The sequence below is a fragment of the Pseudomonas sp. P65(2024) genome, from assembly GCF_057480955.1.
The window spans coordinates 40,084-56,622 of record NZ_JBLIYX010000014.1; the positions used below are offsets into that span (position 1 = coordinate 40,084).

The 16,539-nt window shown below is 64.9% G+C and carries 14 protein-coding genes; 12 read left to right on the forward strand and 2 right to left on the reverse strand.

The genetic code is table 11. The features are described from left to right. Window positions 1-58 precede the first annotated feature (58 nt). From AC25MA_RS18395 to AC25MA_RS18435, 9 genes are all read left to right on the forward strand, one after another. Window positions 59-754: a response regulator gene (locus AC25MA_RS18395; protein WP_189662194.1), complete on the forward strand. Its 696-nt coding sequence runs from the start codon at window positions 59-61 to the stop codon at window positions 752-754. Further along, entirely contained in the window at window positions 738-2,192 is a 1,455-nt protein-coding gene (locus AC25MA_RS18400; RefSeq protein ID WP_028691971.1) for an ATP-binding protein, read from the forward strand. The genes AC25MA_RS18395 and AC25MA_RS18400 overlap by 17 nt, the downstream gene beginning before the upstream one ends. Window positions 2,193-2,308: 116 nt before the next feature. Beyond that, window positions 2,309-3,526: a D-mannose isomerase gene (locus AC25MA_RS18405; RefSeq protein ID WP_307942636.1), complete on the forward strand. Its 1,218-nt coding sequence runs from the start codon at window positions 2,309-2,311 to the stop codon at window positions 3,524-3,526. A gap of 115 nt (window positions 3,527-3,641) precedes the next feature. Continuing rightward, window positions 3,642-4,928, forward strand: coding sequence for an ABC transporter substrate-binding protein (locus AC25MA_RS18410; RefSeq protein ID WP_028691969.1), 1,287 nt, complete (start codon window positions 3,642-3,644; stop codon window positions 4,926-4,928). A 188-nt stretch (window positions 4,929-5,116) separates the two neighbouring features. Continuing rightward, on the forward strand, window positions 5,117-6,025 hold the full coding sequence (locus AC25MA_RS18415) for a carbohydrate ABC transporter permease (protein WP_028691968.1): 909 nt from the start codon (window positions 5,117-5,119) through the stop codon (window positions 6,023-6,025). After that, window positions 6,018-6,863, forward strand: a complete 846-nt coding sequence (locus AC25MA_RS18420; RefSeq protein WP_062360432.1) for a carbohydrate ABC transporter permease — start codon at window positions 6,018-6,020, stop codon at window positions 6,861-6,863. Before AC25MA_RS18415 ends, AC25MA_RS18420 begins: the two co-directional genes overlap by 8 nt. 3 nt (window positions 6,864-6,866) lie before the next feature. Next, window positions 6,867-8,015, forward strand: a complete 1,149-nt coding sequence (locus tag AC25MA_RS18425) for an ABC transporter ATP-binding protein (protein ID WP_028691966.1) — start codon at window positions 6,867-6,869, stop codon at window positions 8,013-8,015. A gap of 77 nt (window positions 8,016-8,092) precedes the next feature. Continuing rightward, window positions 8,093-9,436, forward strand: coding sequence for a carbohydrate porin (locus AC25MA_RS18430; protein ID WP_486972281.1), 1,344 nt, complete (start codon window positions 8,093-8,095; stop codon window positions 9,434-9,436). 118 nt (window positions 9,437-9,554) lie between these two features. Next, window positions 9,555-10,409: a D-hexose-6-phosphate mutarotase gene (locus tag AC25MA_RS18435; RefSeq protein WP_028691964.1), complete on the forward strand. Its 855-nt coding sequence runs from the start codon at window positions 9,555-9,557 to the stop codon at window positions 10,407-10,409. Here AC25MA_RS18435 and hexR read toward each other — a convergent pair. Then, window positions 10,402-11,265 (reverse strand): DNA-binding transcriptional regulator HexR, encoded by an 864-nt coding sequence (hexR, locus tag AC25MA_RS18440; protein ID WP_172402443.1) that lies wholly within the window; start codon window positions 11,263-11,265, stop codon window positions 10,402-10,404. The two genes, AC25MA_RS18435 and hexR, sit on opposite strands and share 8 nt — an antisense overlap. A gap of 190 nt (window positions 11,266-11,455) precedes the next feature. Between hexR and zwf the strand changes: the two genes are divergently transcribed. The 3 genes from zwf to AC25MA_RS18455 are packed head-to-tail and all read left to right on the forward strand — an operon-like array spanning window position 11,456 to window position 14,317. Next, window positions 11,456-12,925: a glucose-6-phosphate dehydrogenase gene (gene zwf, locus AC25MA_RS18445; protein ID WP_028691962.1), complete on the forward strand. Its 1,470-nt coding sequence runs from the start codon at window positions 11,456-11,458 to the stop codon at window positions 12,923-12,925. Further along, window positions 12,912-13,625 (forward strand): 6-phosphogluconolactonase, encoded by a 714-nt coding sequence (pgl, locus tag AC25MA_RS18450; RefSeq protein WP_062360437.1) that lies wholly within the window; start codon window positions 12,912-12,914, stop codon window positions 13,623-13,625. Before zwf ends, pgl begins: the two co-directional genes overlap by 14 nt. Before the next feature lie 17 nt (window positions 13,626-13,642). Next, the gene (locus AC25MA_RS18455; protein ID WP_186596991.1) at window positions 13,643-14,317 is read left to right on the forward strand and encodes a bifunctional 4-hydroxy-2-oxoglutarate aldolase/2-dehydro-3-deoxy-phosphogluconate aldolase; all 675 of its coding nucleotides are present in this window, start codon (window positions 13,643-13,645) and stop codon (window positions 14,315-14,317) included. 220 nt (window positions 14,318-14,537) lie between these two features. On the opposite strand, the gene leuA is transcribed toward AC25MA_RS18455, so the two are convergent. Next, window positions 14,538-16,211: a 2-isopropylmalate synthase gene (gene leuA, locus AC25MA_RS18460; protein WP_028691640.1), complete on the reverse strand. Its 1,674-nt coding sequence runs from the start codon at window positions 16,209-16,211 to the stop codon at window positions 14,538-14,540. Window positions 16,212-16,539: the final 328 nt, after the last annotated feature.

The following is a 16,539-nucleotide window of genomic DNA, read 5'->3' on the forward strand; positions in this document are numbered from 1 at the left end:
AGATCTGCGAATAACAAGAGGACTGACCATTGTGACCACTGCCGGCAAATCGATCCTGATGGTCGATGACGACCAGGACATCCGCGAACTGTTGCAGACCTACCTCGCCCGCTGCGGCCTGCAGGTCCATGCCGAACCCGATGGCCAGGGCTTTCGCCGTGCCCTGGATGCCAACCCCTATGACCTGGTGATCCTCGACGTGATGCTGCCCGACGAGGATGGCTTCAGCCTGTGCCGCTGGGTCCGCCAGCATCCACGCCAGGCGCGGGTGCCGATCATCATGCTCACCGCCAGTTCCGACGAGGCCGACCGGGTCATCGGCCTGGAGCTGGGTGCCGACGACTACCTCGGCAAACCCTTCAGTCCACGTGAACTGCAGGCGCGCATCAAGGCCTTGCTGCGTCGCGCCGATTTCGCTCAGGCGGCGCCGGCCAGCGCGGTACTGGCCTTCGACGACTGGCGCCTGGACACGGTCAGCCATCGCCTGTTCCACCGCGATGGCGAAGAGGTGATCCTCTCCGGCGCCGACTTCGCCCTGCTCAAGCTGTTCCTCGACCACCCGCAGCAGATCCTCGACCGCGACACCATCGGCAACGCCACCCGCGGGCGCGAGCCGATGCCGCTGGACCGTATCGTCGACATGGCGGTCAGTCGCCTGCGCCAGCGCCTGCGCGACACGGAAAAACCCCCTCGGCTGATCCGCACCGTGCGCGGCAGCGGCTACCTGCTGGCGGCCAATGTCTGCCCGGCCTAGCGAACGCCGCTGGCGCCTGCTGCCGCGCTCGCTTCTGGGGCGCATGCTGCTGCTGACCTTGCTGGTGGTGTTGCTGGCCCAGGGGCTGTCGAGCCTGATCTGGGTGGCGCAACTGCGCGCCAGCCAGCTGCAGGGCCTGCGTGCCAGCGCCGGCAGCCTGGCTCATTCGATGAGCGCCAGCGTCAGCTACTTCCGTTCGCTGCCGGTGGCCTACCGGCCCATGGTCCTCGACCAGTTGCGCAGCATGGGCGGAACGCGCTTCTTCGTTTCGCTCAACGTCAAGCCGCTGGATATGCCGGTGCTGCCGATCACCCCGCGCAAGCAGGCGGTGATCGACGTGTTCCAGGACGTGTTGCATGAGCGCCTGGGCCAGCAGATGGAAATCTCCGTCGAATTCGTCAGCCCCGACGACCTGCGGATCTTCAACAGCGGCCTGAAACTCGATGAGCTGCCTCGCTCCTGGGCGCACTACTCGTTGACCCTGGAGCCGCTCAACCCGCCGGTGCTGGTGACCCAGATCCGCCTGGGTGAGGGCGAGTGGCTGTACATCGCCTCGCTGCTGCCCGAGCCTTACACCAGCCTCGAGGCCGAGCGCCTGCCGCGTCAGCAGATCGGCTTCATTGCCATGACCACTGCCCTGCTGTTGCTGTTCATCGGCCTGTTGGTGCACTGGCAGAGCCGGCCGCTCAAGCGCCTGGCGCGGGCGGCGCGGGAAATGTCGCTGGGCGCCGATGTGGCCCCGGTGGCCGAGGGCGGCGGCAGCGAAGTGGTCGAGGTGGGGCGGGCGTTCAACAGCATGCGCGAGCGGATCAGCCGCTATCTCACCGAGCGCGCCCAGCTGTTCAGCGCCATCTCTCATGACTTGCGCACACCGATCACGCGCCTGCGGCTGCGGGTCGAACTGCTCGAGGACGAGAAGCTGCAAGCGAAGTTCAGCCGCGACCTCGACGAGCTGGAGCTGCTGGTCAAGGGCGCGCTGCAATGTGTCAAGGACACCGACATTCACGAGAACATCGAGCCGATTGACCTCAACCAGGTGCTGGAGATGCTTGCCGAGCCTTACCTCGGCGACGGGCGCATCACCCTCGAGGGGCAGGCGCTGGCACCGTACCTCGGCAAGTCACTGGCCCTGCGCCGCTGCATCGGCAACCTGATCGATAACGCCATAAAGTACGGCGAGCGGGCGCACCTGCGGATTCTCGACAGTGCCGAGAGCTTTGTCCTGCAGGTGGACGACCAGGGGCCGGGGGTGCCGGAGCAGCGCCTGGAGCAGGTGTTCGAGCCGCATTTCCGGCTGGCCGGGCAGCAGCAGGGCTATGGGCTGGGGCTGGGGATCGCGCGCAACATTGCCCACAGCCATGGTGGCGAGGTGAGCCTGTTCAACCTGCGTGAGGGTGGACTGCGGGTGACCTTGTACCTACCCCGTACAACCGATTGACATGCTCCTACCGGGGCCTGATGTCACTAGATGGTGACAATCGAGCCGGTCTTCGTGACATGCCAGCCAGGACGGCTGACTAGAATCGGCTGACAACAACAAGGAAGACCACGTCCATGGCCAACCGCTGGATCGACTCCCCGACACACCATGCCTGGCTCGACGCCGAGGCCCTGCGCCTGCTTGCCTTCGCCAGGGCTTCGCGCCTGCCCCAGGGGTTCGGCAACCTCGACGACGAAGGCCGCCTGCCCCGTTGCGCCCTGGCCGAGACCATGAACACCGCGCGCATGACCCATAGCTTCGCCCTGGCGCATATCCAGGGCGTTCCGGGTTGCCGCGAGCTGGTCGAGCATGGCGTCGAGGCCCTGCTGGGCCCGCTGCGCGACCAGGAGCACGACGGCTGGTACGCCCAGCCCGAAGGCCACGGCGACACTGGCAAGGCCGCCTACCTGCATGCCTTCGTCGCCCTTGCCGCGAGCTCGGCGGTGGTAGCGGGTATCACGCAGGCCCAGGCACTGCTCGATGCCGTGGTCCGGGTCATCGAGCAGCGCTTCTGGTGCGAGGAGGAGGGCGCCTTGCGCGAGTCGTTCTCCCGCGACTGGGGGCAAGCGGAGGCTTACCGTGGCGCCAACAGCAACATGCACGGCGTCGAGGCGTTTCTCGCCCTGGCCGATGTGACCGGCGACACGCTGTGGCTGCGCCGCGCCCTGCGGATCGTCGAACGCTTGATCCCGGCCCAGGCCGCCGCCGATGGTTTGCGGGTCACCGAGCATTTCGACGCGCTCTGGCAGGCGTTACCCGACTACAACCGTGACAACCCCGCCGACGGCTTCCGTCCCTACGGCACCACGCCCGGCCATGCCTTCGAATGGGCCCGTCTGGTGCTGCACCTGGAAGCGGCCCTGCAGCGGGCGCAATTGCCGGCGCCCGCTGCTTTGCTGCCCGCCGCCAGGGGCCTGTTCGACAGTGCCTGCCGCCATGCCTGGCAGGCTGATGGCGCCCCGGGGCTGGTCTATACACTGGACTGGCGCAACCGACCGGTGGTGCGCGAACGCCTGCACTGGGTGCATGCCGAGGCCAGCGCCACCGCCGCGGCCCTGTTGCGACGTACCGGCGAGGCGCAATATGAACATTGGTATCGCTGCTTCTGGGACTTCATCGCCAGCCACTTCATCGACCGCGGCCACGGCAGTTGGCATCACGAGCTGGACCCGGCGCTGCTGCCCAGCGCGCGGATCTGGGGCGGCAAACCCGACCTCTACCACGCCTACCAGGCCCTGCTGCTGCCCCGCCTGCCGCTGGCGCCGAGCCTGGCCACGGCCCTAGCTTTGTAACCAAACGATGACATTCGCGCATCCGTTCGTTACCTGGCGGCGGGCGCGGGCTCCCTACACTCCATGCCATGCAAGCGACAGTCTTGCCTCGCATAACAACAAGAAAGGTATTCCCATGCATTCGACGCTTCGTCTCGCCGCCGCGATCTCCTTCGCCTCCCTGTTTTCCCTCAGTGCCCAGGCCGCCGATTCCAAAGGCAGTGTGGAAGTCGTCCATTGGTGGACCTCCGGCGGTGAAAAGGCCGCGGTCGATGTGCTCAAGGCCCAGGTCGAGAAGGACGGTTTCACCTGGAAGGACGGCGCCGTGGCCGGGGGCGGTGGCTCTACCGCCATGACCGTGCTCAAGAGTCGCGCGGTGGCCGGTAACCCCCCTGGAGTGGCGCAGATCAAAGGCCCGGATATCCAGGAGTGGGCATCCACCGGCCTGCTCGACACCGATGTGCTCAAGGACGTTGCCAAGGAAGAGAAGTGGGATAGCCTGCTCGACAAGAAAGTCGCCGACACCGTGAAGTATGACGGCGACTATGTGGCCGTGCCGGTTAACATCCACCGTATCAACTGGCTGTGGATCAATCCGGAAGTGTTCAAGAAGGCCGGTATCGACAAGGCCCCGACCACCCTCGATGAATTCTACGCCGCTGCCGACAAGCTCAAGACCGCCGGTTTCATCCCACTGGCCCACGGTGGCCAGCCGTGGCAGGACAGCACCGTGTTCGAGAATGTGGTGCTCTCGGTGATGGGCGTCGAGGGTTACAAGAAGGCCCTTGTCGAACTGGACAAGGATGCCCTGACCGGTCCCGAGATGGTCAAGGCGCTCACCGAGCTGAAGAAAGTCGCCACCTACATGGACCCTGACGGCAAGGGCCAGGACTGGAACTTGGAGGCGGCCAAGGTCATCAACGGCAAGGCCGGGATGCAGATCATGGGCGACTGGGCCAAGAGCGAATGGACCCTGGCCAAGAAGACCGCCGGCAAGGACTACCAGTGCGTGGCCTTCCCAGGCACCGACCAGGCCTTCCTCTACAACATCGACTCGCTGGTGGTGTTCAAGCAGAAGGACAAGGGTACCGCAGCGGGCCAGCAGGACATCGCCCGCAAGGTGCTGGGCGAGGACTTCCAGAAGGTCTTCAGCATCAACAAAGGCTCGATCCCGGTGCGTAACGACATGCTCGCCGACATGGGCAAGTACGGTTTCGACAGCTGCGCCCAGACTGCGGCCAAGGACTTCCTGGCCGACGCCAAGACCGGCGGCCTGCAACCGAGCATGGCGCACAACATGGCCACCACGCTGGCGGTGCAGGGAGCGTTCTTCGATGTGGTGACCAACTACATCAACGATCCTAAGGCCGATCCTGCGGATGCGGCGAAGAAACTCTACTCGGCGGTGAAGGCGGCTCAGTAGTCCTTGTCTGGCGAGGCTTCCTGTGGGAGCGGCCTTGTGTCGCGAAAGGACCGCGTAGCGGTCCCGGAACCCAGCAGGACAGTCCCTCCGGCTTAGCTCATCAAGCCCCGGGGCTGCTGCGCAGCCCTCTCGCGACGCAAGGCCGCTCCCTCAGGGCTCCGAGTCGTTCTCGAAACGAGATCTGAACCATGACCACTGCAACCGCCCGCCTGCGGGCATCCCCCCTGGACGCGCTGCAGCGCTGGCTACCGAAGCTGGTGCTGGCGCCGAGCATGTTCATCGTCCTTGTGGGTTTCTACGGCTACATCCTGTGGACCTTCGTCCTCTCGTTCACCACCTCGACCTTCCTGCCTACTTACAAGTGGGCGGGCCTGGCGCAGTACGCCCGGCTGTTCGACAACGACCGCTGGTGGGTGGCGAGCAAGAACCTGCTGCTGTTCGGTGGACTGTTCATCGGCATCACCCTGGCCATCGGCGTGTTCCTTGCCGTGCTGCTTGACCAGCGCATCCGCCGCGAAGGTTTCATCCGCACCATTTACCTGTATCCCATGGCCCTGTCGATGATCGTCACCGGTACCGCCTGGAAGTGGCTGCTCAACCCCGGCATGGGCCTGGACAAGCTGCTTCGCGACTGGGGCTGGGAAGGCTTTCGCCTGGACTGGCTGATCGACCCCGACCGCGTGGTCTACTGCCTGGTGATCGCCGCCGTGTGGCAGGCCTCGGGCTTCATCATGGCGATGTTCCTCGCCGGTCTGCGTGGCGTCGACCCGTCGATCATCCGCGCCGCCCAGCTCGATGGCGCCAGCCTGCCGCGCATCTACTGGACCGTGGTGCTGCCCAGTCTGCGCCCGGTGTTCTTCAGCTCGCTGATGATCCTTTCGCACATCGCGATCAAGAGCTTCGACCTGGTGGCGGCGATGACTGCTGGTGGCCCGGGCTACTCCTCGGACCTGCCGGCCATGTTCATGTACTCGTTCACCTTCAGCCGCGGGCAGATGGGCATGGGCTCGGCCAGCGCGATCCTCATGCTGGGCGCCATCCTGGCAATCCTCGTGCCTTACCTGTACTCCGAGCTGCGGGGGAAACGCCATGACTAGCCCGATCGACAAACCGGCGCTGAACCTCAGCCGCGTCGCCGTCCACGCCGTGCTGCTGCTGGCCGTGCTGCTGTACCTGGTGCCGCTGGTGGTGATGCTGCTGACCAGCTTCAAGACCCCCGAGGACATCGGCAGTGGCAACCTGCTGAGCTGGCCCACCGCGTTCACCGCCATCGGCTGGAGCAAGGCCTGGGCCACGGTCAGCGGCTACTTCGTCAACTCGATCCTGATCACCGTGCCGGCGGTATTGATTTCCACGGCCATTGGCGCGCTCAACGGCTATGTGCTTTCGATGTGGCGCTTCCGTGGCTCGCAGCTGTTCTTCGGCCTGTTGCTGTTCGGCTGCTTCCTGCCGTTCCAGACCGTGCTGCTGCCGGCCTCGTTCACCCTCGGCAAGCTGGGCCTGGCCAGCACCACCAGCGGGCTGGTGCTGGTGCATGTGGTGTATGGCCTGGCCTTCACCACGCTGTTCTTCCGCAACTACTACGTGAGCATCCCCGAGGCGCTGGTCAAGGCCGCGCGGCTGGACGGCGCCGGGTTCTTCACCATCTTCGGGCGGATCATCCTGCCGATGTCGACGCCGATCATCATGGTCTGCCTGATCTGGCAGTTCACCCAGATCTGGAACGACTTCCTGTTCGGCGTGGTGTTCTCCAGCGGCGACTCGCAACCGATCACCGTGGCCCTCAACAACCTGGTCAACACCAGCACCGGGGCCAAGGAATACAACGTCGACATGGCCGCGGCGATGATCGCCGGGCTGCCGACGCTGCTGGTCTACGTGGTCGCGGGCAAGTATTTCGTGCGCGGGCTGACCGCCGGCGCGGTCAAGGGGTAAGTCATGGCAACACTCGAACTTCGCAATGTGCACAAGACCTACGGCGTGGGCCTGCCGGACACGCTCAAGGACATCCAGCTGGCGATCAAGGACGGCGAGTTCCTGATCCTGGTCGGCCCCTCGGGCTGCGGCAAGTCGACGCTGATGAACTGCATCGCCGGCCTTGAGAGTATCAGTGGCGGGGCGATCCTCATCGACGACGAGGACGTCAGCGGCATGAGCCCCAAGGACCGCGACATCGCCATGGTGTTCCAGTCCTACGCGCTGTACCCGACCATGAACGTGCGCGACAACATCGCCTTCGGCCTGAAGATCCGCAAGATGTCCCAGGCCGCCATCGACGAAGAGGTGGCGCGGGTCGCCAAGCTGCTGCAGATCGAGCACCTGCTCGAGCGCAAGCCCGGGCAGCTGTCCGGTGGCCAGCAACAGCGCGTGGCCATGGGCCGAGCGCTGGCGCGCCGGCCAAAGATCTACCTGTTCGACGAGCCGCTGTCGAACCTCGATGCCAAGCTGCGGGTGGAGATGCGCACCGAGATCAAGCTGATGCATCAGCGCCTGAAGACCACCACGGTGTACGTCACCCACGACCAGATCGAGGCGATGACGCTCGGTGACAAGGTGGCGGTGATGAAGGACGGCATCATCCAGCAGTTCGGCACGCCGCAGCAGATCTACAACGACCCGGCCAACCTGTTCGTCGCCAGCTTCATTGGCTCGCCGCCGATGAATTTCATTCCGGTGCGCTTGACGAAGCAGGACGGTCGCGTGCTGGCGCTGCTCGACAGCGGCCAGGCGCGCTGCGAGCTGCCGCTGGGCGTGGTGGCGGACGAGCTGGAAGGTCGCGAGATCATCCTCGGCGTGCGCCCGGAGCAGATCGCCCTGGGGGCGGAGCAGGGCAATGGCCTGCCGGGCATCCGCGCCGAAGTGCAGGTCACCGAGCCCACCGGCCCGGACCTGCTGGTGTTCGTCACCCTCAATCAAACCAAGGTCTGCTGCCGTCTGGCGCCGGATGTGGCATGCCGGGTCGGTGACAGCCTCAACCTGCAGTTCGACCCGGCGCGGGTTCTGCTGTTCGACGCCGGCAGCGGCGAACGCCTGGACCTTGCCGCCACCGCCGTGAAGGACAACGTGACGCGTTTCAAAGGCCGTTAAGAACGGCGGCCGCTCCTACAGGAAAGATCAGGCCGTTGATTCGTTCTGTTAATAACAAGAAAAGAGGACGCAAAGGGATGGAACATCGCAATCGCATCAGGACACTGGGCTCACTGGCACTGCTGGCCGTGGTCGGCAGCAGCGGGGCCCAGGCCGCCGAGGCTTTCTCGTCGGAATCGAAATGGATGACCGGCGACTGGGGCGGCACCCGCACCGAGTTGCTGGAGAAGGGCTACGACTTCACCCTCGACTACGTCGGCGAGGTGGCCGGCAACCTGCACGGCGGCTACAACAACGACAAGACCGCGCGCTACAGCGACCAGTTCGCCCTGGGTGCGCACCTGGACCTGGAGAAGATCTTCGGCTGGAAGGACACCGAGTTCAAGCTGGCGATCACCGAGCGTAGCGGCCGCAACCTGTCCAACGACCGCATCAGCGACCCGCGCGCCGGGCAGTTCAGCTCGGTGCAGGAAGTCTGGGGCCGGGGCCAGACCTGGCGGCTGACCCAGATGTGGATCAAGCAGAAGTACTTCGACGGCGCGCTGGACGTGAAATTCGGCCGCTTCGGCGAGGGCGAGGACTTCAACAGCTTCCCCTGCGACTTCCAGAACCTGGCCTTCTGCGGCTCGCAGGTGGGCAACTGGGTCGGCGGCATCTGGTACAACTGGCCGGTCAGCCAGTGGGCGCTGCGGGTCAAGTACAACATTACCCCGGAATTCTTCGTCCAGGTCGGCGCCTACGAGCAGAACCCGTCGAACCTGGAGACCGGCAACGGCTTCAAGCTCAGCGGCAGTGGCACCAAGGGCGCGATCCTGCCGGTGGAGGCGGTGTGGTCGCCGAAGGTCAACGGCCTGCCGGGCGAGTACCGCCTGGGCTACTACTACAGCACCGCCAAGGCCGACGACGTGTACGACGACATCAACGGCAACCCGCAGGCGCTGACCGGCGCGGCGTTCAAGTCGCACTCCAGCAAGCACGGCTGGTGGGTGGTGGCGCAGCAGCAGGTCACCGCCCATGCCGGCGACGTCAATCGCGGCCTGAGCCTGTTCGCCAACTTCACCGTGCACGACAAGGCCACCAACGTGGTCGACAACTACCAGCAGGTCGGCCTGGTCTACAAAGGTGCCTTCGACGCCCGGCCCAAGGACGACATCGGCTTCGGCATCGCCCGCATCCACGTCAATGACGACGTGAAGAAGCGCGCCGAGCTGCTCAATGCCCAGAGCGGTATCAACGACTACGACAATCCGGGCTTCGTGCCGCTGCAGCGCACCGAGTACAACGCCGAACTCTACTACGGCTTCCACGTCACCAACTGGCTGACCGTGCGGCCGAACCTGCAGTACATCAAGAGCCCGGGCGGTGTGGACGACGTGGATAACGCGCTGGTCGCGGGGTTGAAGATTCAGTCGTCATTCTGAGAAAAATTGTTGTAAATTTACGCCATCCATCTCGACCTACCGCTAACCACTGGCCAGCAGTGGTTAGCGGGCACGGGGTGAGACAGCGCTATCTCAAACAACAAAAGAGCTCGGAACCATGCCTGAACATCCGCTACATCGCTTCTTCACCTCGCAACGGCCCAGGCCGACCTTCGAGTGGGAGCGTTACCAGCAGCGCGATGTGCTGATCATCGACCACCCAAGCTGCCAAGCGGTGTTCAGCCGCCAGGGCGCGCAACTGCTGCATTTCCAGCCGGCCGGCGAGAAGCCCTGGCTGTGGTGCGCCGAGCAGTGGCCGCAGGTGGGCGCCATCCGCGGTGGCGTGCCGGTGTGCTGGCCATGGTATGGCCGTCATCCCAGCGAGGACCTGTGGCCGGCCCACGGCTGGGCGCGCCTGCTGGACTGGAAGCTGGTGGACAGCCTTGAGGACGAGCAGGGCGTGGCCCTCAAGTGGCGCCTGGACCTGTGCGACTGGCAGGTCGACCTGCACGCCCGGCTTGGCGCGAGCATGGAACTGAGCCTGAGCACCGAGCACCAGGACAGCGAGCCGTGTCAGCTGAGCCATGCGCTGCTGGCCTACTGGCGAATCAGCGACGTGTCGAAGATAGCGCTGTCCGGGCTCGAGGATATCCAAGGTTACGATCGCCTCAATCGCCAGGCCTGCCGCGAGGACGGCGCGCTGACCCTCAAGGGCGGTTGCCAGAAAGTCTATCCCGGCACACCCAAGGTGCAGTTGCAGGATCCGGACTGGCAGCGCGAGCTGTGCATCGACACCGGCGACAGCGATGACACTGTGGTCTGGCACCCGGGCAATCGCCCGTTGATGGGCGTGACCGGGCGCGAATGCCAGGGCTTCGTCTGCGTCGAGGCGGCCAGCGGCAGTGGCGAGGGCCTGAGCCTGGCGCCGGGGGAGCGGGCGCACCTGCGGCTGCAGGCGCACCGGCTCAGTTGAGGTCGTCATCCTCGATCGGGTAGCGACTGGCGTTGAGGCTTTCCTTGATCTTGCGCAGGTGCGGCTGGAAGTCCACGCCGCGGCGCAGGGTCATGCCGGTGGCCAGCACGTCGAGCACGGTGAGCTGGATGATCCGCGAGGTCATCGGCATGTAGATGTCGGTGTCTTCCGGCAGCGGGATGTGCAGGCTCAGGCTGCAGGCCTGGGCCAGGGGCGAGCCGGCGGCGGTCAGGCCGAGCACCGAGGCGCCGTTTTCCCGGGCCAGGCGCGCCACCTCGACCAGTTCGCGGGTGCGCCCGGTGTAGGAAATGATCACGAACAGATCGCCGGTGTGGGCAACCGAGGCCAGCATGCGCTGCATCAGCACGTCGGCATGGGCCGACACGGCGAGGTTGAAGCGGAAGAACTTGTGCTGGGCGTCGAGGGCCACCGGGGCCGAGGCGCCGAGGCCGAAGAAGTGGATCTGCCGGGCCTGGATCATCATGTCCACGGCGCGGCTGACCTGCTGCGGGTCGAGCGCCTGGCATGCGCTGTCCAGCGAGGCGATGGCGCTGCCGAAAATCTTCTGGGTGTAGGCGGCCGGATCGTCATCGGCCTCCACCGCGCGGCTGACATAGGCGGCCCCGCTGGCCAGGCTCTGCGCCAGCTGCAGCTTGAGCTCGGGGTAGCCGCTGACGCCGAACGAGCGGCAGAAGCGGTTGACCGTCGGTTCGCTGACCTTGGCCGCCTGGGCCAAGGCGGCGATGCTGAAGCGGGTGGCCTGTTGCGGGTTGAGCAGGATGACTTCGGCGACTTTGCGTTCGGCCTTGTTCAACTCGTCGAGGCGGCCCTGGATCTGTTCCAGGAGGTTGCGCACGCGGTCCATGGTGTGTCCTTGGGTCGGAAGCTGGCTTTTTGCGGTGGCGTGTATCGTACTGTCGGTAAGATTGTCACACCACTTGTCTGTAATGGCTGTATTCGATGTTGTGGTTTTTACTACATTAACCCTTGAAATGCAGGGTTGAAACCGGTATTCCTAGTCCAACATTTATAAAAGAACCAACATCATGGCCGCGATCAGTGTCGAACCCTGCACCTTCGCCCTCTTTGGCGCCCTCGGCGACCTGGCGTTGCGCAAGCTGTTTCCCGCGCTCTACCAGCTCGACCGCGCCGACCTCCTGCACCCGGATACCCGCCTGCTGGCCCTGGCCCGCGAGCCGGGCAGCGTGCAGGACCACCTGAACAGCATCGAGGCCCATCTGCGCCGCCATGTGCCGGAGGCCGAGATCGATGCCGCTTCCCTGGGGCGCTTCCTCGGGCGCCTGAGCTACCTGCACCTGGACTTCGTCGAGCCGGAGGGCTACCAGGCCCTGGCCGAACAGGCGCCGAGCGGGCAGCCGCTGATCGCCTACTTCGCCACGGCGGCGGCGGTCTACGGCGCGATCTGCGAGAACCTCGACAAGGCCGGCCTGGCCTCGCGCACCCGCGTGGTGCTGGAAAAGCCCATTGGCCACGATCTGGAGTCGTCGCGCCGGGTCAACGACGCCGTGGCGCGGTTCTTCCCCGAGAGCCGGGTCTACCGCATCGACCACTACCTGGGCAAGGAGACGGTGCAGAACCTGATCGCCCTGCGCTTCGCCAACAGCCTGTTCGAAACCCAGTGGAACCAGAATTCGATCTCCCACGTGGAGATCACCGTCGCCGAGAAGGTCGGCATCGAGGGCCGCTGGGGTTACTTCGACAAGGCCGGCCAGCTGCGCGACATGATCCAGAACCACCTGTTGCAGCTGCTCTGCCTGATCGCCATGGACCCGCCCAGCGACCTGTCGGCCGACAGCATCCGCGATGAGAAGGTCAAGGTGCTCAAGGCACTGGCACCGATCACCGGCGAAGGCCTGAGCACCCATGTGGTGCGCGGCCAGTACATTGCCGGCTTCAGTGACGGCAAGCCGGTGCCGGGCTACCTGGAAGAGGACAACGCCAACGCCCAGAGCGATACCGAGACCTTCGTCGCCCTGCGCGCCGATATCCGCAACTGGCGCTGGTCGGGGGTGCCGTTCTACCTGCGCACCGGCAAGCGCATGCCGCAGAAGCTGTCGCAGATCGTCATCCACTTCAAGGAAACCCCGCACTACATCTTCGCCCCGGAACAGCGTTTGCAGATCGGCAACAAGCTGATCATCCGCCTGCAGCCGGACGAAGGCATTTCGCTGCGGGTGATGACCAAGGAACAGGGCCTGGACAAGGGGATGCAGCTGCGCAGCGGTCCGCTGCAACTGAACTTCTCCGACACCTGGCGCAGCGCGCGGATTCCGGATGCCTACGAGCGTCTGCTGCTGGAAGTGATGCGCGGCAACCAGAACCTGTTCGTGCGCAAGGACGAGATCGAATACGCCTGGAAATGGTGCGATCAGCTGATCGCCGGCTGGAAGACCAGCGGCGACGCGCCCAAGCCCTATGCGGCCGGCTCCTGGGGGCCGATGAGCTCGATTGCATTGATCACTCGCGATGGGAGGGCCTGGTATGGCGATATCTGAACTGCAACTGCCGGCGACGGTGAAGGCGCATCAGCTGGCTGACGCGAAAACCCTGGCGGCGACCCTGGCCCATGATGTGGCCGAGCGCCTGCGCCAGGCCATCGTCCGCAAGGGCCAGGCCTGCGTGGTGCTGTCCGGCGGCCGCAGCCCGGTGGCGTTTCTCGAGAAGCTGGCGGCAGAGGCGCTGGACTGGTCGAAGGTCACCGTGAGCCTGGCGGACGAGCGCTGGGTACCGGTGGAACACGACGACAGCAATGCCGGCCTGCTGGCCCGTCACCTGCTCAAGGGCGGTGCGGCCAAGGCGCGTTTCATCGGCCTGTACCAGAGCGCCGCGACCCTGGAGGCCGCCGCCGAGCAGGCCGACCAGGTCCTCGCCGATCTGCCGCCGATCGATGTGCTGGTGCTGGGCATGGGCGACGACGGCCACACGGCTTCGCTGTTCCCGGCCAGCCCCAACCTGCGCCAGGGCCTGGCCAAGGTCGGCGAGCGTCGCTGCCTGCCGATGCTGGCGCCGAGCGTGCCGCACCAGCGCCTGAGCATGACCCGCGCGCTGCTGGCCGGCGCCGGTTTCATCGCCCTGTCCGTGCAAGGCGCGGGCAAGCTCACCACCTTGCGTGCTGCCCTGGCGGCCGAAGACCCTACCGAAATGCCGATTCGCGCCTTTCTTCACGACCCCCTGGACATCTACTGGTGCCCATGAGCCAAGGACCCATTGTCATGACCACCCTCGAACGCCCACAGCCTTTGCTCTCGATGGCCGACAAAGCCGCGCGGATCGACACGATCTGCGACAAGGCGCGCATCCTGCCGGTGATCACCATCGCCCGTGAGGAAGACATCCTGCCCCTGACCGACGCCCTGGCCGCAGGCGGCATCCGCACCCTGGAAGTGACCCTGCGCTCGCAACATGGCCTGAAGGCCATCCAGGTGCTGCGCGAGCAGCGCCCCGAGCTGTGCGTCGGTGCCGGTACCGTGCTCGACCGTAGCATGTTCGCCGCCGTCGAGGCCGCGGGCGCGCAGTTCGTCGTTACCCCGGGCATCACCCAGGACATCCTCGAAGCGGGCGTGGACAGCGACATTCCGCTGCTGCCGGGTATCAGCACGCCGTCGGAGATCATGATGGGCTATGCCCTTGGCTACCGTCGCTTCAAGCTATTCCCGGCGGAGATCAGTGGTGGCGTGGCGGCGATCAAGGCCTTTGCCGGCCCATTCGGCGACATTCGCTTCTGCCCGACCGGTGGGGTGAACCCGGCCAACGTGCGCAACTACATGGCGCTGCCCAATGTGATGTGCGTGGGCGGCACCTGGATGCTCGACAGCAGCTGGATCAAGAACGGCGACTGGGCGCGGATCGAGGCGTGCAGCGCCGAGGCGATGGCATTGCTGGACTGACAGATTTCGTTGTGTGCTACACGGCTTGTGGGGCGCTTGGTCGGCGCCCCTTTTTTTGCCTGCGAATTTTGTGTTGCCAATGCTGGCCCTATCGCGGGTCAAGCCCGCTCCCACGCATGCGATGAAAGGCACGTGGGAGCGGGCTTGCCCCGCGATAGGGCCTGTATAGGCAATAAAAAAGCCCGCATCGAGGATGCGGGCTTCGTTCATCGGCGATGGTTTACGCCGCTTTGGCCTGCTGCTGGCTCAGCGACCGGTTCAGCGCGCTGAACAGCGCCTTGAAGCTGGCGGTGGTGATGTTCTCGTCGATGCCCACGCCATGCACCGGCCGCCCACCGGCCACGCGCAGTTCGATGTACGCCGCCGCCTTGGCGTTGGTGCCGGCACCGATGGCGTGCTCGTTGTAGTCCATGATCTCCACGTTGACCGGCAGGCCGGCGACCAGCGCTTCCAAGGCGCCGTTGCCCTTGCCGTGCCAGTGCAGGGTGGTCTCGCCTTCACCGGAGACTTCCACCTGCACGTGGCTGCTGCCGTTCTCTTCCTGCAGGCGGTGGCTGACCAGCGCATACGGTGCGTTGGCCTGGAGGTACTCCTTCTGCAGCAGCTTGTAGATCTGCTCGGCGGTCATTTCCAGGCCGAGACGGTCGGTCTCGCCCTGTACCACCTGGCTGAACTCGATCTGCATGCGGCGCGGCAGGCTGATGCCGTACTCCTGCTCGAGCAGGTAGGTGATGCCACCCTTGCCCGACTGGCTGTTGACGCGAATCACCGCCTCGTAGCTGCGGCCGATGTCGGCCGGGTCGATCGGCAGGTACGGCACCTCCCACAGTTCGCCGTCCTGCTGCTTGGCGAAGCCCTTGCGGATGGCGTCCTGGTGCGAGCCGGAGAAGGCGGTGTGGACCAGGTCGCCGACGTACGGGTGACGCGGGTGCACCGGCAGCTGGTTGCACTCCTCGACGACCTTGCGCACGCCGTCGATGTCGGAGAAGTCCAGCTGCGGGTCGATGCCCTGGGTGTAGAGGTTCAGGGCGAGGGTGACCAGGTCGACGTTGCCGGTGCGCTCACCGTTGCCGAACAGGCAGCCTTCGGCACGGTCGGCGCCGGCCATCAGGCCCAGCTCGGTGGCGGCGATGCCGGTGCCACGGTCGTTGTGGGTGTGCAGGCTGATGATCACGCTGTCGCGACGGTTGATGTTGCGGCAGAACCATTCGATCTGGTCGGCGTAGACGTTCGGCGTGGCGACTTCGACGGTGGCCGGCAGGTTGAGGATGATCTTGTGCTCAGGAGTCGGGTTCCACACTTCGATCACCGCGTCGCACACTTCCTTGGCGAACTCCAGTTCGGTGGCGCTGAAGGTTTCAGGCGAGTACTGGAAGGTCCACTGGGTGTTCGGCTGCTGGGCGGCGTACTTGACGAACAGCTTGGCGGCGTTGACCGCGATGTCCTTCACGCCCTGCTTGTCCTGGTTGAAGACGATGCGGCGGAACGACGGGCAGGTGGCATTGTACAGGTGGACGATGGCCTTCTTGGCCCCGCGCAGGGATTCGAAGGTACGGGCGATCAGGTCTTCACGGGCCTGGGTCAGCACCTGGATGGTGGTGTCGTCCGGGATGTGGCCGTCTTCGATCAGGGTGCGCACGAAGTCGAAGTCGGTCTGCGAGGCCGACGGGAACGAGGCTTCGATTTCCTTCACGCCCACCTGCACCAGGGTCTTCCAGAACCGCAGCTTCTTCTCCGAGTCCATCGGCTCGATCAGCGACTGGTTGCCATCACGCAGGTCGGAACTGCACCAGATCGGTGCCTGGGTGATGGTCTTCGACGGCCAGGTACGGTCGGGCAGGTCGATGGTCGGGAACGCGCGGTATTTCTTCGAAGGGTCTTTGAGCATGGTCATGGAAGCAATCCTTTTTATGTGCGGCCGTGATCGGGCCTGCCAAACGAAAACGAGAGAAAAAGGCGAGGCGACGCGATTCACCCTGGTAGTCGGGCGCTGACCAGGCAGAGGCTGCGGTGTTGTCGGAGCAGGGTGCTGAAGATGTTCATAGGCTCAACCCTAACCAGTGGGTTGGGGGATGGCAAGCATTGCGGGAAAATTGAGAGGAATGCTTAAAATAACGACGCTTATGAGTTTTTATGGCCGCTGAATCGGTCTTGTTGAGATTTTATTGCGTGATGTTTTTTCGTTGCGCAAATCGCGAGGCCTGTTCGATCCCACGATGACA